Annotated in this window: 21 protein-coding genes; 4 read left to right on the plus strand and 17 right to left on the minus strand. The window is 37.1% G+C overall.

Annotation, left to right across the window (positions count from 1 at the left end; translation table 11 throughout):
- Window positions 1-279: 279 nt before the first annotated feature.
- The 6 genes from FFM71_RS12140 to FFM71_RS12165 form a co-directional block, all read right to left on the minus strand.
- The gene (locus FFM71_RS12140; RefSeq protein WP_137612423.1) at window positions 280-1,713 is read right to left on the minus strand and encodes a 6-phospho-beta-glucosidase; all 1,434 of its coding nucleotides are present in this window, start codon (window positions 1,711-1,713) and stop codon (window positions 280-282) included.
- Between the two features lie 32 nt (window positions 1,714-1,745).
- On the minus strand, window positions 1,746-3,107 hold the full coding sequence (gene celB, locus FFM71_RS12145; RefSeq protein WP_137612424.1) for a PTS cellobiose transporter subunit IIC: 1,362 nt from the start codon (window positions 3,105-3,107) through the stop codon (window positions 1,746-1,748).
- Window positions 3,108-3,126: 19 nt separating this feature from the next.
- Window positions 3,127-3,615 carry a hypothetical protein gene (locus FFM71_RS12150; protein WP_137612425.1) on the minus strand — a complete coding sequence of 163 codons (489 nt, stop codon included), beginning with the start codon at window positions 3,613-3,615 and terminating at the stop codon, window positions 3,127-3,129.
- 361 nt (window positions 3,616-3,976) lie between these two features.
- Entirely contained in the window at window positions 3,977-6,328 is a 2,352-nt protein-coding gene (locus FFM71_RS12155) for a phosphoketolase family protein (RefSeq protein WP_137612426.1), read from the minus strand.
- 101 nt (window positions 6,329-6,429) lie between these two features.
- On the minus strand, window positions 6,430-7,158 hold the full coding sequence (locus tag FFM71_RS12160) for a GntR family transcriptional regulator (protein ID WP_137612427.1): 729 nt from the start codon (window positions 7,156-7,158) through the stop codon (window positions 6,430-6,432).
- A 477-nt stretch (window positions 7,159-7,635) separates the two neighbouring features.
- Window positions 7,636-8,625 carry a choloylglycine hydrolase family protein gene (locus FFM71_RS12165; protein WP_137612428.1) on the minus strand — a complete coding sequence of 330 codons (990 nt, stop codon included), beginning with the start codon at window positions 8,623-8,625 and terminating at the stop codon, window positions 7,636-7,638.
- 357 nt (window positions 8,626-8,982) lie between these two features.
- Between FFM71_RS12165 and FFM71_RS12170 the strand changes: the two genes are divergently transcribed.
- The gene (locus FFM71_RS12170; protein ID WP_137612429.1) at window positions 8,983-9,921 is read left to right on the plus strand and encodes a Dyp-type peroxidase; all 939 of its coding nucleotides are present in this window, start codon (window positions 8,983-8,985) and stop codon (window positions 9,919-9,921) included.
- Between the two features lie 566 nt (window positions 9,922-10,487).
- Here the strand turns inward: FFM71_RS12170 and FFM71_RS12175 are convergent.
- The 3 genes from FFM71_RS12175 to FFM71_RS13905 all read right to left on the minus strand — a co-directional run bounded on the left by FFM71_RS12175 (window position 10,488) and on the right by FFM71_RS13905 (window position 11,814).
- Window positions 10,488-11,216: a class I SAM-dependent methyltransferase gene (locus FFM71_RS12175; protein WP_223876547.1), complete on the minus strand. Its 729-nt coding sequence runs from the start codon at window positions 11,214-11,216 to the stop codon at window positions 10,488-10,490.
- Between the two features lie 217 nt (window positions 11,217-11,433).
- Window positions 11,434-11,601, minus strand: a complete 168-nt coding sequence (locus FFM71_RS13495; protein WP_171000570.1) for a hypothetical protein — start codon at window positions 11,599-11,601, stop codon at window positions 11,434-11,436.
- 60 nt (window positions 11,602-11,661) lie between these two features.
- On the minus strand, window positions 11,662-11,814 hold the full coding sequence (locus FFM71_RS13905) for a DUF6095 family protein (protein ID WP_223876548.1): 153 nt from the start codon (window positions 11,812-11,814) through the stop codon (window positions 11,662-11,664).
- Window positions 11,815-12,001: 187 nt separating this feature from the next.
- On the opposite strand from FFM71_RS13905, the gene FFM71_RS12180 reads away from it, so the two are divergent.
- Entirely contained in the window at window positions 12,002-13,111 is a 1,110-nt protein-coding gene (locus FFM71_RS12180) for an SLC13 family permease (protein WP_137612430.1), read from the plus strand.
- A gap of 187 nt (window positions 13,112-13,298) precedes the next feature.
- On the opposite strand, the gene FFM71_RS12185 is transcribed toward FFM71_RS12180, so the two are convergent.
- The 3 genes from FFM71_RS12185 to FFM71_RS12195 form a co-directional block, all read right to left on the minus strand.
- Window positions 13,299-13,850 (minus strand): ClbS/DfsB family four-helix bundle protein, encoded by a 552-nt coding sequence (locus FFM71_RS12185; RefSeq protein ID WP_137612431.1) that lies wholly within the window; start codon window positions 13,848-13,850, stop codon window positions 13,299-13,301.
- Window positions 13,851-14,309: 459 nt separating this feature from the next.
- Complete coding sequence (locus FFM71_RS12190) at window positions 14,310-15,734, minus strand: C69 family dipeptidase (RefSeq protein WP_137612432.1); 1,425 nt, start codon at window positions 15,732-15,734, stop codon at window positions 14,310-14,312.
- Window positions 15,731-16,150, minus strand: a complete 420-nt coding sequence (locus tag FFM71_RS12195; protein WP_223876549.1) for a MerR family transcriptional regulator — start codon at window positions 16,148-16,150, stop codon at window positions 15,731-15,733. Before FFM71_RS12195 ends, FFM71_RS12190 begins: the two co-directional genes overlap by 4 nt.
- Before the next feature lie 79 nt (window positions 16,151-16,229).
- Between FFM71_RS12195 and FFM71_RS12200 the strand changes: the two genes are divergently transcribed.
- On the plus strand, window positions 16,230-16,988 hold the full coding sequence (locus FFM71_RS12200; protein WP_137612434.1) for an SDR family NAD(P)-dependent oxidoreductase: 759 nt from the start codon (window positions 16,230-16,232) through the stop codon (window positions 16,986-16,988).
- A gap of 42 nt (window positions 16,989-17,030) precedes the next feature.
- Here the strand turns inward: FFM71_RS12200 and sdaAA are convergent, their stop codons facing one another.
- From sdaAA to FFM71_RS12225, 5 genes are all read right to left on the minus strand, one after another.
- On the minus strand, window positions 17,031-17,897 hold the full coding sequence (gene sdaAA, locus FFM71_RS12205) for an L-serine ammonia-lyase, iron-sulfur-dependent, subunit alpha (protein ID WP_137612435.1): 867 nt from the start codon (window positions 17,895-17,897) through the stop codon (window positions 17,031-17,033).
- A gap of 14 nt (window positions 17,898-17,911) precedes the next feature.
- A complete protein-coding gene (gene sdaAB / locus FFM71_RS12210) occupies window positions 17,912-18,583 on the minus strand; it encodes an L-serine ammonia-lyase, iron-sulfur-dependent subunit beta (protein ID WP_137612436.1) in 672 nt (223 codons plus the stop codon).
- Between the two features lie 603 nt (window positions 18,584-19,186).
- Window positions 19,187-20,623, minus strand: coding sequence for a C69 family dipeptidase (locus tag FFM71_RS12215; protein ID WP_137612437.1), 1,437 nt, complete (start codon window positions 20,621-20,623; stop codon window positions 19,187-19,189).
- A 68-nt stretch (window positions 20,624-20,691) separates the two neighbouring features.
- Window positions 20,692-21,708: a bifunctional threonine ammonia-lyase/L-serine ammonia-lyase TdcB gene (gene tdcB, locus FFM71_RS12220; protein WP_137612441.1), complete on the minus strand. Its 1,017-nt coding sequence runs from the start codon at window positions 21,706-21,708 to the stop codon at window positions 20,692-20,694.
- A gap of 409 nt (window positions 21,709-22,117) precedes the next feature.
- Window positions 22,118-23,515, minus strand: a complete 1,398-nt coding sequence (locus FFM71_RS12225; protein ID WP_137612438.1) for a glycoside hydrolase family 1 protein — start codon at window positions 23,513-23,515, stop codon at window positions 22,118-22,120.
- A 161-nt stretch (window positions 23,516-23,676) separates the two neighbouring features.
- Here FFM71_RS12225 and FFM71_RS12230 point away from each other — a divergent pair, with 161 nt between their 5' ends.
- Window positions 23,677-24,402 carry a GntR family transcriptional regulator gene (locus tag FFM71_RS12230; protein WP_137612439.1) on the plus strand — a complete coding sequence of 242 codons (726 nt, stop codon included), beginning with the start codon at window positions 23,677-23,679 and terminating at the stop codon, window positions 24,400-24,402.
- Window positions 24,403-24,748 lie beyond the last annotated feature (346 nt).

The raw sequence follows: 24,748 nt of genomic DNA on the forward strand, positions 1-24,748 counted from the left end.
AACTCATTTACTATTTTGACTTTGAAATCCAGATTGTACTTAATCATAGTGAACCCCTCCAGGTTTGGATCATGTGTCCAACCTCATGGGTTCACTCCAACGTTGAAGACTCGCTGGTTTTTGCGAGGCATCAACCGAGGTTTGAGACCGCTTCCCAGGCTCGGGCCGTTCCGCGCAGCAAATAAATACTCTCAGCTCTGGAAACGGCATCCTTAATTAAACTTTCAACCTTTAGTTTTAATAAAAAAGTCATGCTTTGTTACTCATTCGTACTGTATATTAATTCAAATCAGAACCATTAGTCTCAATCACCTTTTTTAGCCAATTGAACGAATCCTTTTTAGAACGCTTGAGATCTCCAGTTCCTTCATCGTTCTTATTGACATAAATCATACCATATCTCTTATCCATTTGACCGGTTCCGGCTGAAACTAAGTCAATGAATCCCCAAGGAGTATACCCCATTAAATCAACTCCATCGACCTCGACTGCTAGTTTAATTTGTTCAATATGCTTTCTCAAATAATCAATTCTATAATCATCATGAATTTTGCCATCAGCTTCTACTTTGTCAAATGCCCCTAAACCATTTTCAACAATAAACAATGGCAAATCATAACGTTCACTAAACCAATTCAAAGCATAACGTAATCCTAATGGGTCAACTTCCCAGCCCCAGTCAGACCGCTTTAAAGTTGGATTTTTAACTTCATGATTCTTCGTCGGAGTCATGTAATCTTCAGGTTCAGATTTATCAGCCCTGATCACATGGGACGCATAATAAGAGAACCCTATATAATCAACGACGCCGGCCTTAATAACGTCCAAATCCTCCAATGTAATGTCCAAGTCAAACTGTTTACGTTCAAAATATTTTTTGAGCCAATTAGGATACTTGCCTTTGCACTGCACATCTGCGAACCAATAATTTGCTTGCATGGCTCTTTGGGCCTTTAAAACATCTTTAGGATCAGGACTTGCTGGATAAACAGGACCCATAGCTAACATACAGCCAATTTCAAAATTAGAATTAATTTCATGGCCAATTTGAACTGCAAGAGCACTAGCCACAGACTCGTAATGTCCTGCTTGATACATGGCTTTCTCAGCATCTTCATCAGGTTGAACCAGTATTCCTGAATTGGTAAATAGTCCCCATTCATTTAAACCGGTTTGATTATTAATTTCATTGAAAGTCATCCAATACTTGACTTTATTTTGATAACGTTTGAAAACAACCGTCGCAAATTTAACAAAAAAGTCTATCATTTTGCGATTTCTCCAACCACCGTACTCTTTAACTAAATGATATGGCATTTCAAAGTGGGATAAAGTTATGACGGGTTCAATATTATATTTATGTAATTCATCAAATAAATCATCATAAAATTTTAATCCAGCTTCGTTTGGCTCAATTTCATCCCCATTAGGAAAAATTCTTGTCCAAGCAATACTTGTTCTAAAACATTTCAGTCCCAAATCAGCAAACATCTTCACGTCTTCTTTATAATGATCGTAAAAATCTATTGCTTCGTGATTAGGATAATTTTTGCCCGGGATAACACCGTCGGTTATTTCACGAGCTGTGTTATTGTCACCCACTGTCATAACGTCAGCAATACTAATTCCCTTACCGTCAACGTCCCAGCCACCTTCAAATTGATGAGCAGCAACAGCTCCTCCCCATAAAAATCCATCTGGAAATTTTGTCATTTATTAACTCTCCTCGATACTTTTTTTAATAACTAAGCAGCTTCAACACTGTCATTATTTTGTTCTTGGACATACAACTTATTGTCATAGAACTTGATAAATGGGAACCAAATGACAAAGGCAATCAAGGCACAAACAATTGCTAATACAAAGGCACGCCAATCACCACCTGAACCAAGAAAAGCAGATAATCCAACAGGAGTAGGCCATGCAACTTGCGCCATTGGTGGATTTACCATATGTAATTTAATAGCAAAATATGCTACTGACATTGATGACATTGGTGCTAGGAAAAATGGAATAGCTGTGTATGGATTATAAACAACTGGCATACCGAACAAGATAGGTTCATTAATATTGAAGAAAGCAGGAACAATACTGGCCTTGCCTAAAGCACTTAATTGAGCTGATCTAGCAAAGAAAGCAATGAAGATAACCATACCCAAAGTTGCACCTGAACCACCAATAGTAACAAAACAGTTGTTAAATTCGCCGGCAAAAGGAATATTTCCACCATGAGCGTTAGTTACCATGTTAGATAAAACAATTGGTGTAAGGAATGAAGTAACGATTGTGGCACCGTGAATACCAACAAGCCATAAGGCATGCATTATGAAGTAAACAACCAACAAACCAACCCACGTATTAGTAAGATTTGTAACAAATCCAAACGGAATGGCTACAACTTTATAAATATCAGTATTAAGTGAAATCAATATTCCGTTAATTAAAATAACTGTTAATGCAATTACAGCAGTTGGAATCAAAGCAGTAAATGAACGAGAAACCCCTAATGGAACTGTTTCTGGCATTTTAATAGTCCAATTGTGTTTAACACAACCCGCATAAATCTTAACTGCAATAATGGACATAATAATAGCTGTAAAAATACCTGTAGTACCTAAACGTGTGACACCACCGGCCATTTCCCAACCATCAATAATCTTGGTATCTTTATTGATAACGTTGATCAAAGTCATGGCACCGTTTTTTAATACTAATTCTGGTAAACACATGAAGAATGCCATCATTGAAAGTAAGGCACCATTCAATGGATTAATTTCTATTTTTTCTTCCTGTGCTTGAATCCTTGTGTATTCGTAACCAAAGACTAAACAGAAGTATAATGACAAAACTCCCATAGTAGCTTGATTAGCTAACATATATAATGGCGTTATTTTATCAAATGTTACGCTAAAGAATCCGGTTAGAGCTGGAAAACTTTGTGGCAAAACACTGATAATCAAGAACATCGAACCAACGATTGTAAACGGAATAGTTGCCATACCAGCTGCCATAACCGCACGCACGATTCTAAATTGTGCTAATTTCCCCATTGGTCCCATCAAATACTTATTCAAAAATTGAAATAATTTGTTATTACTTTCATCCATTACAATTCACACCCCTATTTTATAAACTTGCTGCAAACTTTTTAATGTTATTCAAATAATGATCTCGATCATGTTCAATTAAATATCCTCGGTACTCTAGTAACAAACTAACTGCAACCCCAGCCAATAGAAACCCAATTAGAAAAACATTACTTTTATTAGTCAGAAATGGATAAAATACCGCCCGTTTTTTCAGCAATATACTGATAACAAGAATTAAATTAACCACAGCTTGCATTGCGTAATATCCTCTAGTTAGCATTAACCCATTATCGTGTTTCCAATACTTGCTTACCTGCTCAACCATAACGATTCCTGACCCAATCAGTAATGCCCCAGGAACTATCCAACTGTATTTATTTGAAGCAACTAGAATGATTAACCAATACAAATTTATAAAGAAAAATAGTGCTGTAGAATATCTGAAAATTAAATATCGGTTAAAATACATGCTTGTTAAACTAAGTTTTTTACTGCCATTTAATTGTTGAGATGATTTCGGTGACATTATTTGTATACCTCCCTTTTTGATAGTCATTCGAATGACACTCGTTCGAATGACTAAATAGTATCAGATTTTTTTATTTTTGTAAACGCTATCTTTTTCTTTTTTTGAATTTGATGAAGGGTATAGTTTTTTTAGTGCATAAAAGGGCCCTCAAAATTTTTTAATTTTGAGGGCCCTTTTTGTTTGTTTATATATTCAGTTATTCTTTAGTGCGGCTGGATATGCAGTGGCTCTAAAACGAGTTGCGTCATGGCAACTCCCTCCGCTTTTCATATCTTAGCAAATCACACGCAAAAACAGCGTGCAATTCACTAAGATACGAAAATGCTCAGGAGCTAACCGCCATGTCTCCACTCTCTGTCTATTCCCAGCTCCAATTTTGAACTTCTGGTAAATCATCACCATATTCGCGAATATACTTGTTATGTTTATCAACTTCGGCTTCCATTTCGTCGGCAAAGTCACTTGCTCCATCACCTTGTACGGCAACGGCTGCTTCTTCTGCCAAGTGGAATCTATCCATCTCATTAACTACTCGCATATCAAATGGTGTTGTAATATCACCATTTTCACGATAACCATGAACGTAAAGGTTGTGATTTTCACGATCAAAGAAGATGTCTTTAATAATATCTTCGAAACCATGGAAGGCAAACAATACTGGTTTATCAATCGTGAAGATTTCGTTAAACTCTTCATCTGTTAAACCACGAGAGTCAACTTTTGGTGATCTCAATTTCAATAAATCAACGACGTTAACAAATCTGATTTTTAATTCTGGTTTTGCTTTTTTAAGGATACTAATTGCAGCCAATGATTCAAGGTTTGGCTCAGTTCCGGCAGCAGCAATCACTATGTCAGGATCTCCGTTGTCATTTGAAGCCCAATCAATAACCTTGAGTCCCTTTTCAGCCAATTCTTGGCCTTCTTCAATTGAGTAGAATTGTGGTCTTGGTTGTTTTGAAGTAACTAACAAATTGATTTTTTCTTGGTCATCCAAAATCTTAGGCATAACAGCCAACAATGAGTTGGTATCTGCTGGGAAATACTCACGGATATATTCTGCTTTCTTTTCAGCCAAATGTGTGATGATACCGGGATCTTGGTGCGTATAACCGTTGTGATCTTGTTGGAAAGCTGTTGATGTAGCAATAACGTTTAGTGATGGATACTTCTTTCTCCAACCTAATTCATTAGCTTTTCTCAACCACTTGAAGTGTTGTGTCAACATTGAGTCGACTACTCGTAAGAATGCTTCATAACTGACAAACATTCCATGGCGTCCGGTCAAAGTATAGCCTTCGTTAAAGCCTTCTGCTTGGTGTTCTGAAAGTTGTGAGTCAATGATACGACCAGCTGGTGCTTCATATTGATCATTGGGTTCATGAACTGGTTCCATCCATTGACGGTTAGTAGTCTTAAAGATGTCATAAAGACGATTAGACATAGTTTCGTCAGGTCCAAATAATCTAAAGTTATCAGGATTCTTCTTGATAACATCTTCCAAATACTTACCTAACTCAATCATATCCTGGGCAATCTTTGAGCCACGCTTATCAAATTTCAAAGCATAATTCTTATAGTCTGGTAATTTAAGAGGTTTAGGATCAACTCCACCATTAACAATTGGGTTCATCGCCATTCTGCTTTGACCCTTAGGTGCGATTGCAGCAATTTCACTCTTCAAAGTACCATTTTCATCAAATAAATCGTCTGGTTTATATGATTCTAACCATTCAACTAACTTGTCTGCATGTTGCATATCATTTTGATCAACAGGGATTGGAATTTGGTGTGCTCTAAATGAGCCTTCAATTGGTTCACCATCCCAAGTCTTAGGACCAGTCCAACCTTTAGGAGCGCGGAAGATAATAACAGGCCACTTAGGCATCTTTGCTTCTGAAGCAGGATGTTTTCTAGCTTCGGTTTGAATAGACTGAATCTTTTCGATAGCAGCATCAACAGTTTTAGCCATTTCTGGATGCATCTTTTCTGAATCTGTTCCTTCAACAAACAATGGATCCCAACCCATACCTTCAAAGTACTTAGTCAAATCCTCATCACTCTTACGTGACAAAATTGTAGGGTTAGAAATCTTGAAGCCATTAAGATTTAAAATCGGCAATACAGCACCATCATCAACAGGGTTAATGAAGACGTTTGAGAACCATGAAGCGGCCAAAGGACCAGTTTCAGCTTCACCATCACCAATTACAACAGCAGCAATTTCATCAGGATTATCCAAAATGGCACCAACACCGTGTGATAGAGAATAACCTAACTCTCCACCTTCATGCATTGATCCTGGAGTCTCAGGGGCAGCATGTGATGCAACACCACCTGGGAATGAAAATTGTTTGAATAATTTTTGCATACCCTTAGTGTCTTGAGTGATTTCTGGATAAGTTTCAGTGTAACTACCATCAAGGTAAGAATTTGAAACCATTACTTGCCCACCATGACCAGGGCCTTCAATATAAAACATTTTGAGACCATACTTGTTAATAGCACGGTTTAAATGAGCATAAATAAAGTTTTGACCGGCGATAGTTCCCCAATGTCCGATTGGATGAACTTTAACGTCGTCAGCTTTTAATTCACGTCTTAGTAAAGGATTATCTTTTAAGTAAAGTTGACCAACAGAAACATAGTTCGCTGCTTGCCAATATTTATCTAATAAATTTAAGTATTCTTTTGATGAGTAATCTGTCATTACCAGCACACTCCTTATGTATTTACATTGAGTATCATAACTAGAATAGTTCTAAAAGTCAACCATTTGATAAATTGGTGCGTTCCAATTATTGAAAGCTCTTACTTATTTGCTAAATCAACAAATGAATCGTATTTGAAATACTTATAATGCAACTTCATTGTAGAAAATTCGAATGGTGTTCCGTCGTCCAAGAAGAAAATTCCTTCCATCAATCCCACTGGTTCATTTTCAGCTAAGTGTAGCAATTCTTTACCTTCAGCGTCTGATGGTTCTGCAGAAATATTCAAGTAGGTTTTATTAACCTCTTTGCCCAATTCTGATTCTACATAATTAAAGATAGATTCCGAAGCAATTTGCTCTGACAATTCCGGTGCTAACTTGATTGGAATATAGCCAGTTTCAATCATAAAGGGAACGTCATCCAACAGGCGCAAGCGTTTGAAGGCATAGACGAATTCTGACGGTTTGAGAAATAAATTATCCTGCAAATCTTTATTCGGATGAACAACATCAAAACTCAAGACTTTAACGCCAGGTTTTTGCCCATTAGCGTTGAAACTGTCGGTAATACCAAGATTTTTGCCACTGTAGTTGAAGGATGAACCTTGTTTCAAATACAGCGGATTAACAAATGTTCCAGAACCACGTTTTTTAAAGATGATTCCTTGATCAGCCATCAATCCCAGAGCCCGTTTGATAGAACTGCGACTGACACTGTAGCTTTCCGCTAAAGATCTTTCATCAGGCAAACGCATATCTGAGAATTCCCCGGCATCAATTGCTTTTTTTAGTGATGTAATAATTTTTTGATAAACTAAGTCGGCCATTATATATTTCCTCATTTCATAATTGGGTCGCACCAATTTTTCACATGGTGATTATCTTTTTATTTAATTACATCTTATAACAGATTGAAGTTAGATACCAAAAAAAGAGTGGTACCTAAATTTAGGTATCACTCTTGGTTCTTCTAATTCAAGGTTAAAAATTTAGGTAATTATGCCGTTTCCAGAGCTGAGAGTATTCAATTGCTACGCGGAACGGCCCGAGCCAGAAAGCGGTCTCGAACCTCGGTTGAAGCCTCGCAAAACCCGCGAATCTTCAACACGCCCGGTGGTGTAAGGACTAAAGTCCTAACGCCACTTTCGTTGCAAATGAATACTCTCAGCTCTTCCAACTAATTTATTTATTTTTTTATAGCAGGAACAATAAAACAAAGACTTTCGAGCTATTTAAATAAATTAACTCTAAACTTGTAACAACAATGGTTAGATTAGTCTTTCACCTTTCAACCTTTAGTTATTCTAATTTAAACTTACGAACTCTTGCTTGAGAGCAACTTCAAATTCTTTTGGTTCTTTTTGATTTTTAATCATATCAGCAGTCATTGGAATGCTATAAACAGTCCGGTTACCATATGGTACGTAATACATGATCTTATTAGTCAAATCTAAAACAGTTTGATATTGTGTGTAACTTGGTTCGCCGTTATCTTTCATATTGATACCACGAGGAACGGTTACACTGTCGAGAATATGTAAAATTGTATTAACTGCTTGTTGGGCATTTTCAGGCTTTTCGATTTCATTACGTATAAAGGCAGTTCTAACGAAACGGTCAACCGCTGTAAAACCACCAGGTAATCTGTAAGTACCATTTGACCCCGATGGAACAACTTCTTCTTCACCAAACTTCTTAGCTTTAAAGCCTGTCGTTTGAGCGCCTAAATAGTTAGCTAAGTTAGTTTTGTGCCAGTCATAGTCAGGTGTGTTTGTCATAACGCCTACTTTATCTTCTTCGAGAATCAATCCATCGCCTTCTGGTTCAAGCACATAAGTTGCCCCTGTCGCATCACTAAAAATAAAGTGTAAGGGTTGATTTTGCCCCATTACACCAGCATCGGATTCGATAATGCGAACATTCTCCAGGTTCTTACGTAACTCGTCGATGCTCTTATTATTTCCTAGTGCCCAAAGAATAAATTCTTCAGATACTAAGTTGGTTTTGCCATCCGTTGGCTGTTCATCATATTTAGCGGCATTTACGAAATATAATTCAGCAGCGGACAAACCATATTCGTTAAATCCATCAGCTACCATATAATTATTGCCATACTTGGCACCTGTTCCCATGATGGCATAATTAGTTGTATAGGTTTTTTTATCAAAGGATGAGATCCATTTGTAATCTTCTGGTAAAAAAGTTGGACGACCATTTAATTCGAAGGCGAAATCCATTGTTCTTGCTAAAAATTTAGAACCATCTAAGGCTCCTAGACTAAGACTTGTACACATACATTTGTACTTCCTTTCAAGACAATTCCTGACTAAATTATTAAATTTGTTATTAATTTTATTATTCTCCTAAATTAACGCATAATCAAGAATTTTAATTTATGAATTTTAAGCAAAGGTCGTTTTACTTCCAGAGCTGAAAAATATTTGCTGGCCGTTGAGATTTTTGGAGATGTGTTGAACTTTACAATACGTCAAGCCGAGTCCCAAGACTACTTATCAAACTTGAGCCCATACGCATGAAGGGGGAATATTATCGACTTTAGTGCCCCATTCGACTTTTAACCTTTAGATGCTTAGATTCTTAAGTTATATGATATGGTGTGATTATAAATAAATATTCTGGAGGATGAATCCATGACTGTTGACATTAAAAAGGCACAAGATGTTTATAAAGATGCTGGTGAAAGTGTTATTTTCGCAACTTTGTTACTGAACCATCAGAATCAATCCGAAGAAAAAAATGCGGTTGCTGAATTCGCTGATCTATCTAATTCCATAATTAATAGTATGCGTATTCGTGACCCTGAAGCTCAGGCTAATATTGCTTGGGGCTTTGGAGCTGACGCTTGGGACTATCTTTTCCCAGACGCACCAAAGCCTAAGCAACTATCGACTTTCAAAGAAATTAAAGGTCCAAAATACACGGCTGTTTCCACACCCGGAGACATTTTTATCCATGTTCGGGCAAAAAATATGGCCGTCTGTTATGAATTGATGGATCAGTTTATGGAACTTTTACGTCCTGTAACTTCCGTTGAGGATGAAACCCACGGCTTCAGATACCTTGAGGGACGTTCAATTGTTGGTTTTATTGATGGCACCGAAAATCCAGCTGGTGTTGAATCAATGGACTACACGTTGATTGATGATGATGCCGAATTCATTAACGGTTCATATGCCTTTGCTCAAAAATATATTCACAACATGGATGCATGGAAAAATCTGTCAACTGATGACCAAGAAAAATCAATCGGCCGTCATAAATTTTCTGACCGTGAACTAACTGATGAAGAAAAACTTCCTAATGCTCACAACGTCATCTCAAAAGATATGAAAGATGGCATTGAACACAAAATCGTCAGAATGAACGTGCCTTTCTCAGATCCTGCTAAAGATATTACCGGTACTTATTTCATTGCCTACACCAAGGATTTTTCAATCACCAACCGCATGCTGGAAAATATGTTCACTAAGAGTGATCGCATTTTAGACTTCAGTACTGCAATCAGTGGAACGTTATTCTTCATTCCTTCAAAAGTCACTTTAGAAAAAATTGCTGACGATGAATACTAGAATGTTCCCTGTGAAACAATTGTTTCATGAATTTCACATTATATATTATCAACTAGCACCATCCATTAACTAACTATTTTAAAAGCATTTGTGTCAGTCACTAAATATTAAAATTAACAAAAATGAGTTGTATCACACCTGATGATTAGTTCTTTCAGTGTGATGCAACTCATTTTGGAGTAATTTACTTATAACTAAAGGTTGAAAGTTTGATGCAGTATGCCGTTTCCAGAACTGAAAGTATTCATATGCTGCGCGGTACGATTCGAGCCAAAAGGCGGTCTCGAATCTCGGTTGAAGCCTTACCAAAAACCGGTAAGTCTTCAACACGCCCGGTGGTGTAATTGCTGAAGCAATAACGCCACTTTCGCTGCAAATGAATACTTTCAGTTCTTCCAACTAGTTTTTTTATAATAAGAATGTCCAACTGTGATTTCTTGCCATTTAACTAAATTGGTAAATAAATTGAATTTAGGACTGTAACAGCAATGTTTATATCACTTTTTCACCTTTCAACTTTCAGCTTATAATTAAAAAAGTCGCCAGCGTCTGGAATTTCTGACCTTTTAGTTGTTAGTTGCTGAAACAATCAACATCATTGGTCGACGCATTTCATCTTTCATCCCCGGCAGATCCATCATATCCTTCGGTGGCATCGGTTCAACTATCTGTGTGATTTGAAAATTATTTTTAAGTAATCCATTCAAATATGTCGTCAAAGTCTTATGATACTTAACTACTGTTTCGCCTAAAAAGTCTGTTTCTCGTTTGCCTTCGTAAAAATAATTATCAACTGGAAAATCTTTAATCTGACCATCGCTATCATAATTCCATTCTTCACTACCCTGTGCAGTAAAAATTGGATGCTCAACCGAAAAAATGAACGTTCCATTTGATTTAAGATAATGACTAATTTTATTCACTATCTCATCAAAGGATTCTACATAATGCAGAGCCAACGAACTTAGGACAATATCAAATTTATTATCCTCAAAATTAATTTTAGTAATATCATCATGCACGTAAGTTATCTTATTACTCGAAGTTTTAGACTGGGCAACCTGCAACATTTTTTCAGACATATCAACCCCAACAACTGCAGTGGCACCCTTTTCAATGGCATATCGATCATGCCAACCGTAGCCACATCCCAAGTTTAAAACTACTTTGCCTTGAAAATCTGGCAACATTGGTTTTAAAGTACTCCACTCACCAGCTCCAGCTAATCCGTTCTTGCTACGATTCATCTGACTATATTTTTCAAAAAATTTCTCGTTGTCATATATGTTTTTCATAATTTTCTCCATGTAGTTATATTTTTATTTTGTACCACATGGAGTAATACTCTTTTGAAAGCTATCATCGATTTGCCTCCCAATTTTAGTTATTTCTTATTTGATATAAATATTACTACAAGAAAGTAACTTATGCTTTATTACAAATGACAACTAAAAAAAGCACTGTACATCACATCGAAAAACAATGAATGTACGGCACTTTATAATTTTTAATTTACTCAGCTCGTCTTAAATCTTTAACAAACGTTAACGATGTTAAAACCATCAAAAAGCCTGAGAATGCTAAGAAAATTCTTCCAACGAAGAATCCGGGATCTACGGTCATTTCAACGACACTGAATATCATTGAAACAAGGACCAAAAGAAAAATACGCTTAAACATAATAGAAGCCCTCCCCTATTTGATAAGCAGATTATACCAATTTTTTATCGATTGGTACTACTATTTTGGGAATATCACAAAAATACCGGCAAAAAAAACAATTGTGCCAATTGATAAGGTTAGATAATATATCAATTCCCTTTTTGCTTTAAAAGATATTGTCATTATGGCGATTCCTACAATGAACATCAAAATTGATAAAATTATTTGCATTTATTATCCTCCCTCATGTTGATATTTATTATACTTAGGTTACAATACATTATGCTTTTTATAAAAATAATTTTTGAAAAAATTAAGTTTTGGAAACTTATTTGTTATTTTTTGTATAATTATCTTTTTTAACAGTACTTTTATCTTTATACTATATAAGGACTAATTTTTTGTAGGGGAAACGTAAATGGCCGTATTAAAACGTGTATTTTCAGATAGGGTGTTGTGGATCGCTGGTGCCGCAGCAATTTTGACATCTATCTTCATTAGTCCACCTCAATTGATGGACATAAATTGGAAGACGCTCGCATCGCTACTATCTATGATGATTATAATCCAAATCTATGATTATTTGGATTTTCTAAAGTATTACGCGGCGTATATGACGCATAAAGCGAAGACGACGCGACAGATGATGTTTATGCTAGCTTCATTAGCCTTTTTTGGAGCTATGTTCTTAACTAATGATGTTACCATTTTAACTTTAGTTCCTTTGTTTTATCAACTTTCCAAACATATAAAAGTCAACCCAATTTTCCCAGTGATCATCATTGCGATGGCCGCTAACCTTGGGAGTATTTTTACACCGTTTGGTAATACCCACAATTTATTCTTGTTGACGCATTTCAACCTTGGTATTAAACAATTCTTCATCATGTCAACGCCAATAACAATTGTCACTTTCATTGCTGTCTTCTTAGTCACTCGATTCTTTCCTAAGGATCCAATCGAATTGTCTGAATTACCGGCTGTGGAACTGAATATTCCAAGTTTAACTTTGACTGTTGCTGTTACTATCGTCATATTCTTAGGAATTTTCTCAGTTATTCCAATGTGGGGTTCATTGATTGCGGCATTGCTATTAGTAATTTTCATCAACCCGCATATTCTTGAATCAGTTGATTATTCTATCGTACTGATATTCATGTGTTTCTTTATTGCCGTCGGTAATATCAACCGTGAACCAGCAATCGTTAATAATCTACATCAATTTTTACAAACAAGAACAAGCACTTACTTAACATCGATTATTACTAGTCAATTCATTAGTAATGTTCCAACGACTATCTTAGTTTCTAAATTCTCTAAATATGTTCATGCCATCTTCTTAGGTACGAATATTGGTGGACTCGGTACTGTGGTTGGCTCACTTGCTAATTTGTTGGCTTTCAAACAATATAGATTTTTCTTTAAGAAAGATCCCGGTAAATATTTATTGTACTTTTCATTAATCAACTTTGCTATGTTGATTATCATTGGTACTATCGGGTATTTCTTGATTGATTTCGGAATTTAAAGTTGCTCACTTGTGGGCAGCTTTTTTTTACTGATGGATTATTAATTCAATTTACGTACAAAAGATAAATACTTTAGATGCAAAAAAGCAGTGCCTGCAATCATTTGAGATTGTAAGTACTGCTTTTTGTTCTATTTGAATGAAACTACATTTCCTCAAAATTCGTTCTTGAAGATAGTTGTACTATCTATGAGTTAACTGGTTTCTTATCTCTTAAATTAAAATTCTTCCATTTTCTAACTTGTCTACTATAGTTATTAAATGGTGAAACGGCATTTATTCTGATCCATTTAGCAACTGGCCACATTGCCTTTGTTGTTGCCCATTTACGTTCGCCTGGCGTAAATAGTTCATCATGTGACATATCTTCGATCCAAGCAATCAACTCCGCTACAACACTGCCAAGTTCTGCTTTTTCATTCTCAATGCCATCTGAACCATACTTGATGTTGAAATCATGGTATAACTGACGCATTTGATCCCATTTGTAACCAGGAGTAGGTGTGGTGATTTTAGCCCCACCAGCTTCAGCTTTCTCCCATGACAAAATCATATTAATCCAACCAACTTGATATGAGAGCATCTCTCTAGGGGTTTTATCCACCTGATCGATTCTTTCATCAGCAACATCATCGCTAATCCCCTCATATTCATCAATGAATTTATGATAACTCTCTTTAATCTGGTCTATCAATTCTTGTGAATTTTTATATACCTGCATACCTTCGCTACCTTTCATTGATTTTTATCCCAAACTGGGAAAGTCCCAATATCTATTATAGACTTGAAATTGTCACTATGGGGAAAAAACGCTCATGATATAGTGAATTTGTTGTTAGAAAACGTTTTATTTGTGTTATATTAATAAGTTATACAAAATTTTATTACTTGAATTGGAGAAAGTTCTTCAAAACAGTATAAAATTTTGGGATGTTTTTGATGATTCAGATAGGTAAATATTTTAGATTTAATTTTTTTTACTTAAAAGGACTAACTTCTTTTTTATTTGAAGTTAGTCCTTTTTAAGTTTTAAGTTTTTATATTTTAGATCTTGTTATATATATGCAGTGGCTCTAAAACGAGTTCCGAAGGGGCAACTCCTTCCGCTTTTCATAGATAAGTCAATCACACGCAAACCCGGCGTGTAATTAACTTATCTACGAAAATGCTCGGGAGCTGGGCGCCCCTTCTCCACTCTCTACAAATTTGGATCCATCTTAAATGTCAGCTTCGACATCTCTGTCCCTTTTGTCACTAAATCTGCTAGATGGTTCTTAGCTTCATCGTTAAAATGTTTTGCAATCTGATGATTTTGCTCTGTTAAATAATCTGTTAATTTTTGACCGGTCATTCCAACTGTCTCTTTATCCACGGCTGCAATTTTTCTTCTTGACCATGAAGCCAATTCTTTTTGATAGTCCAAATTGGCCGTAGCGAACTCGCTATAATGACTTTCGACAATCATTGACATTGATTCATATAACCAATATGCGCTCTTTAAATCTAATTTCTCGGGCACGTAGCTATATGATTCATCTATATCGTCTGCATTGGTGAAAAATGGCACGTATGGTGTGAAGCTGGGAATGCCTAATGCTTTCCATTCGATAGCGTTGGCAGCAACTTTCTTAGAATCTCGCAATTGTAAAATGTGGGAATTGGCCGTTCTAGATAACGAAATGGCACGATAGCGTCTCTTATCATCTTCTGAACCGCCACCAATTGGATCAAATTTGGTTTCATTATAATGTGATGCCAAAATATATTGGATATCTTCGACAGAAATCTTCTTTTCCGGTTTTCTCAAGAATGGCAATGCATCTGATTCAGGATCTTGCTCAATTGAAGGATTCAAAACCTTTTGACCATACCAAACTCTTGGTGTGTTGTAATGGCGGTCTTGTTTAGTGCTTGTTCCAAAGATATGTCTGAAATTCCAACCTGTTAAATCAGGGTTCAAATCGTTTTCACTAACAAATTTTTGGATACCATCGGACCACATATAATTTTCAGAGTCGTTGAAATCAATATTTTCGATTCCAATTTGGTTGGCAGCTATCACATAGCAGTCATCAGGAATTCTTATGGCAACCCAGTGATGTCCAGTAGCCAATTCCATGTACCAAATCTCATCTTCATCGAAAAATTCTACACCGTTACTTTCTGTTGAACCATATTTGGCAATCAAATCGCCTAAATATTTCACACCTTCACGAGCAGAATTGATGTATGGCAAAACTAACGTTGTGATTGAATCCTCAGCCACACCATTCTCAATCAGTGGATCATATGCTAAAACTTTTTCGTTGGCTGTAACACTTTCAGTTGCGCTCATACCAACATTTTTTTCATTGATACCATCTTCCTCATACCAGCCCTCATCTTGATTAGCATCTGGTGAAGAAGTATAACGATAGCCGTTTTCAGGTAATTCTACACTCAATTTATTATATGGTGACGTATAAGTTTCATGACGCCCAGAAACTGCTGGTTGAACAAAGAAACGCTTAGGCCAGTTCGCCACGAAATTATCTTCATTACGGGCAATATAATTAACACCATTCATTGCCGCTTTTTTGCCGACCATAATTGATGTACAAGCCATGTGTGTTTGTTGTCTCATAGTTTAATTCCCCCACTATTAGTTTTTATTTGTTTTAAATTATCCCGTGCTTGTTTAAATCTATCTTTCTTCGCTGATAAAAATTGTTTTTGCTGTTCGATTGTTGCAATCTGCTTGTTGAGATTATCTTCCAATCTGGCTAGCAATTCTAATCCTTGATCATAATCGTCAGCCGTTACATCAATATTGCCAAGTAACGTATTAATTTGTTGGCAGTCCGCAATTGACGCTCCCAAGCTACGCAAATGGATTATTTTATTTAAACTCTCCAAATTAGCATCAGAATATTCCCGTTGACCGCGATCATTTCGTTTAATATCTTGCAGCAAACCAATTTTTTCATAATATCGCAAAGTATCGTATGTCACATCATACTTTTCAGCCACAGTTTTAATAGAATAAATAATGACCACCACTTTTTTAATTTTTTACTTGCGCTAGTGTAACACCAGCATGATAAGCTGTTCAACATTCCAGTTAAGGTAGGTATATATTATGAAAAACAATTCAGTAATCACACTTGTTACCGGAGGCAACCGTGGTATGGGTCTTGCCATTGCTAAAGCTTTGGCGGCATCCGGTCAAAAAGTTATTATTGGCTCCCGTAACCTTGATAAGGGTAAATCAGCTGTTGAAAAATTAGCTGCTGACGGTCTAAAAGTGGATGTTATTCAACTAGATGTCACTGATTCAGACTCAGTTACAGCTGCCGCTCAAGAATTGATGGAAAAATATGGCTATTTAACAACTTTAATAAATAACGCCGGCAGTGTTTTTGACTTCAGAATTGAACCATCACAAATTTCACAGGAATTAATTCGGAAAGATTTCGAAGTTAATTACTTTGGATTAATCGACGTCACACAAAAAATGCTGCCATTACTCAAAAAAGCTCCACAAGCTAAAATCATTAATATTTCCAGCATGATGGGTTCTAAAACAGAAGCACTAAACCCCCAATCGGAGGTTTATAAGGCCGTTGCCGTTGGCTACCAATCAGCCAAAGCTGCTGCTAACATGTTTACGGTTCAATTAGCCAAGGAAATGACCCGAAATAACTTGCCAATTACAGTTAATGCAATTGATCCAGGTATGGTTGCGACCGAATTTGGTGGTGCTACTCCAGAACAGGCTCGTGAAATGGGAGCCAAGTCAATTGACGTAGGAATCACTCGTACGGTTGCTTTGGCTACCGACTTTGAGAACAAAGATAACGCAACATTTACCAATATTAGTGGCCCAGTCGCTTGGTAAAATTAAAAATCACCTATTATGTGGGTGATTTTTTTATTTTCCTTAATCACCAAAAATTTCTTTTTTTAATCTCAAGGCTGTTGGCGTTGTAGCTAAACCACCTTCAGCAGTTTCCTTAAAAATTGATGGCATTTGTTGGCCAACTTTGTGCATTGCTTCAACCACTTCATCAACTGGAATGACACTTTTAATACCGGCCAAGGCCATATCAGCCGAAATCATGGCCTGTGAAGATCCAAGAGCATTACGTTTGACACAAGGAACTTCAACTAAGCCAGCCACTGGATCACAAACCAGTCCCATCATATTTTGTAATGTTATAGATATTGCTTCGGCTGCTTGTTGAGCTGTTCCACCTTTGGCACATACTAAAGCAGCTGCGGCCATTGCTGATGCTGATCCAACTTCTGCTTGGCAACCGCCTTCAGCCCCGGCAATTGATGAATTATTCGCGATTACTAGTCCGAAAGCTCCGGCTGTAAAAAGAAAGTCGACTTGTTGATCATGTGTTAAATGTAATCGATCTCTTGTTGCAACTAGTACTCCAGCTAAAACTCCAGCACTACCTGCTGTTGGGGTGGCACAGATTAATCCCATTTTGGCATTAACCTCATTTACCGCCACAGCGTTACGAACGGCCTCTAAAATTGGTTCTCCACTCAAGAAATCACCTTTTTTAATATAAGCATCCATTAGCTTGGCATCCCCACCAGTTAAACCAGTAACTGACTTAACTCCAGCAATACCTTGTTTAATAGATTTTTCCATAACTTCCAAATTACGTTCCATCTGCGAACGAATAAATTCTTTGCTTCGATCAGTATTTTCCATCTCAGTTTGGATCATCAAGTCAGCAACTGAATCGTAATCGGCACTTTTTTCAACTAATTCTTTAATTGTATAAAACATCTTGTAATCCCCTATTATTCAAAATACGTAGCGTTATCGACATTTGGCAAAGTTCGTAATTTTTCCAGAATTTCCGGTTTATCACGGCGTTCATCCACTTCGATGATCATAATGGCTTTTTCACCTTTAGAGGCTCGTGTAACGGTCATAGTTCCAATATTGATTTTGAAATTCGAAAAGACGTCCGTTACTTTGGCAATCATTCCGGCAATGTCTTGATGAACAGTAATATAAGTTGGCGTTCCTAGGCTCAATGACATCTTGAAGCCATTGATTTCGGAAATTTGAATATTACCACCACCAATCGAAATACCAGTTACAGACAATTCATGATCACCTTTAACTAGAGTGATCTTCGCAGTGTTCGGGTGATCGACTTTGTCACTTTTGGGAACAAAAGCTACTTTAATACCCTGTTCATAAGCCAGCTTCAGCGAGTCGGCCAAATGTTCATCATCTGGTTCCATTCCTAGCAAACCACCAACGATAGCGACATCGGTTCCGTGACCTCGATAGGTTTTTGCAAATGACTCATACAAGTCAATCGTAATCTTATCGGGTTTTTCGCCAAAAATATCATGGACTACTTTACCGATTCTGGCTGCTCCGGCAGTATGTGAACTGCTTGGTCCAACCATTACAGGACCAATAATGTCAAAAACACTTTTAAAACGTATATCTTTCATGGTAATTACCTCTGTATTTATTATGCTGCTGTTGTGTTCCGCCTCTGGGTGGCAGTAATATAGTCCTGCATGGGGACCGGTGCGAGCCAAGGTCTCGCACCTCGATTTGAAGGCTTTCCAAAGTTCGGAAAGTCTCCAAAGTCCCGTGGTGTAAGAGCTAAAGCTCTAACGCCACCTCCATAGCTGTACTATATTACTGACACCCTCCGGCTAGAATATAAAATTATTATTTGTTATTAAATCAAGAATTTAAACTTTAAATTTTCTACCTTTGGCTATATCAATTTTAGTTTACAATTATTGATTGAGTTATTCAGCATTATTCTTATATAAAGAACGACAAATATCTTTGGTCTCCGTTTGGTTATTGGAGATTTTGGGGATATTTGTCGTTTATTTTTTTGGATGGATGTTTTTGTTAGATTATGTATTTATATAGGCTGCTTTATTTTAAAACGGTTATATATAGGCAGTGGCTCTAAAACGAGTTCCGAAGGGGCAACTCCTTCCGCTTTTCATAGATATGTCAATCACACAAAAAACCGGTGTGTAATTAACATATCTACGAAAATGCTCGGGAGCTGAACGCCCCTTCTCCACTCTCTACAAATTTGGATCCATCTTAAATGTTAACTTCGACAACTCTGTCCCTTTTGTTATTAAATCTGCTATGTGGGCTTTTGTTGCGTCGTTATAATATTTAACTATTTCTTTATTCTGCTCTGTTAGATAATCTGTCAATTCTGAGCCACTCATTGTGACTGCTTTCTTATCAACTGCCGCAATCTTTCTTCTGGCCCATGATGACAATTCTTTTTGATAGTCTAAGTTTGGTTCAACGAATTCTGCATAGTGTGACTCAACTACCATTGCCAGAGTTTCATACATCCAGTAAGCACTTTTCATATCTAGTTTATCTGGTGTATAACTGTATGTTGCATCAATATCATTGGCATTGGTAAAAAATGGTACGTGTGGGCAGAAACTTGGAATTCCAAAGCCTGTCCATTCGACTCCGGCTGCTCCATTTTTATCGGAATCTCTCATTTGTAAAATATGAGAATTGGCAGTTCTGGAAAGCGAAATAGCACGATAGGTTCTCTTGTCGTGGTCACTGCCGTTTCCCATTGGGTCGTATTTTGTTTCGTTATAATGTGATTTCAAAATATATTGAATATCTTCAACTGCAATCTTCTTCTCAGCCTTTCTGATGAAAGGCAATTCTGGTGACTCTGGTTCTTGTTGAATTGATGGGTTCAAATAACGTTGTGCAAACCAGACACGCGGTGTGTTGTAATGGTGATCTTGTTCCGTATCTGTACCAAAGATGTGACGGAAATCCCAACGATCAAAGTCTGGGTTTAAGTCATTTTCGGAAACAAATTTTTGAATTCCGTCAGCCCACATGTAATTTTCAGGATCATTAAAGTCGATATCTTGAATTGCTACTTGATTGGCAGCTACGGCATAGCTATCATCAGGAATTTTTACAGCAACCCATTGATGTCCGGTAACAACTTCCATATACCAAACTTCATCTTTGTCGTTGAACTGTAAACCATTACCTTCGGCAGAACCATATTTGGCAACTAAATCGCCAAGATATTTTACACCATCACGAGCTGAATCAATATATGGCAAGACTAAAGTTGCCAGTGAATCTTCAGCTAATCCATCTTTAACATATGGATCAAAAGCCAAAACTTTTTCATTGGCATAAACACTTTCGGTTGCACTCATACCAACATTTTTCTCATTAAAGCCGTCCTCTTCATTAGGTCCGTCAGTCTTTTGATTAGTGCTTGGCGTTGCGGTATAACGATAACCACTTTCTGGATACGGTGCTGTCATATTATTATATGGTGAAACATATGTCTCATGGCGTCCAGAAGCAGCTGGTTGAACAATGATACGCTTAGGTTCAATTGCCAACATTCGGTCTTCATTTCTGGAAATGTAAGTTGCCCCATCCATAGAAGTTTTCTTACCTACCATAATTGATGTACAAGCTGATGCTTCAAAACGATCGAGTTCTGTCATTTTTATCCCCCAATTAAAAATTTCTTTATATCATTAATGATACTCGTTCCCCCATTTCAAGGACAACCCTATCCGACAAAATGGTCAATATTAGTAGCCACGCGTTCGAGGTCAACATTGCCACCTGAAACTAAAGCCACGACTCGCTTATTTTCTAACCAGCAAGAATCGATTTTGTGTGCTTCCAAAGCAGCAGTTGGCAAAGCGCCAGCCCCTTCAGCTACAACTTTAGCTCGTTGCAATAAATCCTTCATGGCTGTGGCAATTTCCTCTTCACTGACCAAAACCATTTCATCCACCAAATGCTTAGTAATTGGAAAAGTTATTTGTCCCGGCGTGGCAACCGCAGTCCCGTCAGCTAATGTTTTATCAACGCCAAATGTCGTAATTTCATTAGCATGATATGAGGACGTCATCCCGTGAACATTTTCTGACTGAACACCAATCAAATGAATCTGCGGATTGATACTCTTAATAGCTGTCGCAATTCCCGAAATCAGACCGCCACCACCAACTGGAACAATAACTGTATCGACATTCTCCAATTGCTCCAAAATTTCCAAACCAATTGAACCTTGCCCAGCAATCACATCCACATCATCATATGGATCAACAATTGTATAACCTTGCTCTATAGCCTCTTTTTCCATAAATTGATGTGCCTCATCAAAAGTATCGCCATGCAAAATAACTTGAGCGCCATAGCCAGCTGTAGCCTGTTGTTTGGCTAAAGGGGCTCCATGTGGCATAACGACGATTGACTTGATACCCAACAGTTTAGAAGTCAAAGCAACCCCTTGAGCATGATTACCCGCCGAAGCCGTGATAACTCCACGTTCTTTTTCTGATTCGTTCAAATGATTAATTTTGTTAAAGGCACCACGAAACTTAAAAGAACCAGTCAGTTGCATATTCTCAAGTTTCAAATAGACCTCCCCACCAGTCACATCACGACTCAAGAACATTGATTGAATCAACGGCGTTACCCGACCAACCTGATGAATCAAGCGAGCGGCCTTTTTAATATCTTGAATCGTTACCGGATTCTGAAACCGTGGCCTTGCATTTAAAGCTTCGACAGTCATCAAAACGTTCACCTCCAAATTCATTTCATTTTCATGTTAACGCTTACATTTAACTAAAACAACATATTTTGTGATTGAAATCACATTTATTTTTGCCTGTTTACTAGGGTTAGACATGTGTACTCAAAAGCTGTTACACCTGTTTTCATGAAAATTATAACTAACTTTACATGGATAGAATGTTTCCTGAACCGAGAGCAAAATATTAAACCAAACAAAAATAAGTTGCATCACACCTAATTATTTGGTTCTTTAAGTGTGATACAACTTATTTTTATGTAATTTACCCATAATAAAAAATAGCATAATTAAAAATTTGAATTCATCAGAAATATTCATTTTACTGTTTAAAATAAACTACTCTCAGCTCTGGAAATAGCCAACTTTTAACTAAATTTAAGAAAGAGCCTTAATGAGATTCCACAGTTTCTAAATTGTTTAAATTGGCACCGTTTGTTTTGATGACATGCTGTAACCACCAGTAGCTTTTCTTAGGTACCCGTTGCATATCTTTCAAATCATGATTAGTCCGGTTAACGTAAACAGTTCCATAACGTTTATCCATATTGCCACTCGAACTAGGAATATCGATCAGTCCCCAGCCCAAGTATCCCAAAACTTCCACACCATCTTCCAGAACAGCATCTTTCATAGCTTGGATGTGGTCGCGCATATAGTTGATCCGATAGTCATCTTGAATTTCCGTGCCATCGTATGTTTCACGCACTCCCAAACCATTTTCAATTGGAAACATTGGGATGCAATATTCGTTATAAACTTTGGTCAAGACATCTCGGAATCCAAGTGGATCAATTTGCCAGCCGAATTCGGAAGTCTTCAAGAACGGATTCTCTTGAGCGCCGTAATCCAAATATTGATTCGGAACTGTTCCATCAGGAACTTTAGCCGAATTGATAGTTTCACTGCGATAATAACTGAAAGCTAGAAAGTCTGAAGTGACTTGAATCAAAACTTCATCGTCATTTAGTTGATAATCCATTTCAATTTTATGATTTTTAACATACGTCATAACTTCGTGGGAATAACGGCCATAAACAAAAGAATCCAGTAAGTTTCGATTCAAGAATTCATTTATTTGGCGCGCATACAAAACATCTTTGGGATTGGGTGTAGCTGGATAAACTTCAGTATAAGCTAACATCCCACCGACTAAACATTCCGTTTTTTGATGAATATAATTTGCAACTCCAGCATGTGCTAACATAACGTGGTGACTGATCTGATACATTTCATCAACCGTCTTGTCGCCTTTCATATATCCTGAAATATTAAATGCCTCACTAGTATGATATAAATTTTGTTCATTAAAGGTGACCCAATATTTTACACGATTGCCAAATCTTTTAACCATTTCAATTCCGTATCTGACAAAGGCGCTGACAACTGGACGAGATAGAAAGCCATTATACTTTTCAGCCAAATTCAGCGGCATGTCAAAGTGGTACAAACAAATCATTGGTGTAATATTACGTTTTAATAAGGCATCAATCAATTTATCATAAAACGCGATTCCAGCTTCGTTGAAATTACCGTCACCATTTGGATCTACACGACTCCAGGAAATCTGAAAACGGTAAAAGTTCATGCCCTGACTAGCCATCAAATTAAAATCCTCTTCATAACGATGATACTCGTCAATCGCATCATGCCAATCAGAAGTCTCGGCAGTTGCCTCTTTGATGTCATAAACTGATTTACCTTTACCATCCACATTCCAAGCACCCTCGGTTTGCATACTGGATGTTGAGTTCCCCCAAAAGAAATTCTCTGGCAATTTTTTATTCATGATCTACCTCGCCCTCTCTTATGAATACGTTTTCAGCATAACACAAAATTAGCTAATGTAAACGTCTCCTTATAAATAAGTATATACTTTTAAAAAATACGAAAATAAAGCATTTTTAATGCTACACTATTACTGATATAAGCTAGGGGGATTATCTGCTAATGGCATACAAATACAAAGAAGTTGCAAACACACTCAGACATCAAATTCAGACTGGACGTTACGCTCCGGGTGAATTGATGCCCGATCAGAATCAAATTGCCAAGAAGTTTAATACTACTAGAATTACCGTTCACAAGGCATTGCAACTTTTGATGGTCGAAGGCATGGTTTATTCCAAACGTGGTTCCGGGACTTATGTCCGTAAAGATTATGTGGTCCACAATCACAATGATAATTTAGGCAGAGTTTCCCCTATTGATAAACCCTTTGGTGCCACTAAGACAAATGAAGGTAAAACTGTTACAAGTAAGGTTTTAGAATTATCAGCACGCATCCCTACTAAAGATGAAGCCGACAAATTAATCATCCAGCCAACGGAACCAGTCTATGTGATCCGTCGAGTTCGCTATGTTGATGGTAAAATTTTTGCATATGAGCATACGATTATGCCCACGGCCATCACTACTTTAACCGAAGATATTTTGGAAAAATCAATCTACAGTCATCTTGAAAAGGAAGGCCTAAGTATTGAGGGAACACATCGAATCATTCGTGCTGATAAAGCTAATCAAACTGATGTTGCAACCGGTATTGCTCAAGAATTAGGTGAACCGGTATTGATAATTAATCAGTTGAGCTATCTTGACGATGGTCAACCTTTTGAAATTGCCGAATCACGTTTTCCTTATCAAAACAGTCGTTTAACTGCTGATATTACTTTGTGAAAAACTGACATCATTATATTGAGGGATTTATTAAAGTCGGCCGTCTCCAGGGTTGAGAATATTCACCTGCTATGCGGAACGGTTCGATCCAGAATGCGGTCTCGAACCTCGATTTTGAGCTTCGCAAAGTACGCGAATCTCAAAACTCGCCCAGTGGTGTAAGAATAAAGTTCTAACGCCACTCCCACAGCGGGTGAATATTCTCAGCCCTTCCGACTAGTGGAGCATAGCTCTCACTTTTATATTCTGATATAATCAATTCAAAAAAGGATATATTTTATGAAATCAGATATCAGACCTGTTAAACAACACATCAATCTTTCCGATGATCAAGTTAGTCGTTTAC

This window comes from Companilactobacillus huachuanensis, assembly GCF_005404815.1.
Taxonomy (GTDB): domain Bacteria; phylum Bacillota; class Bacilli; order Lactobacillales; family Lactobacillaceae; genus Companilactobacillus; species Companilactobacillus huachuanensis.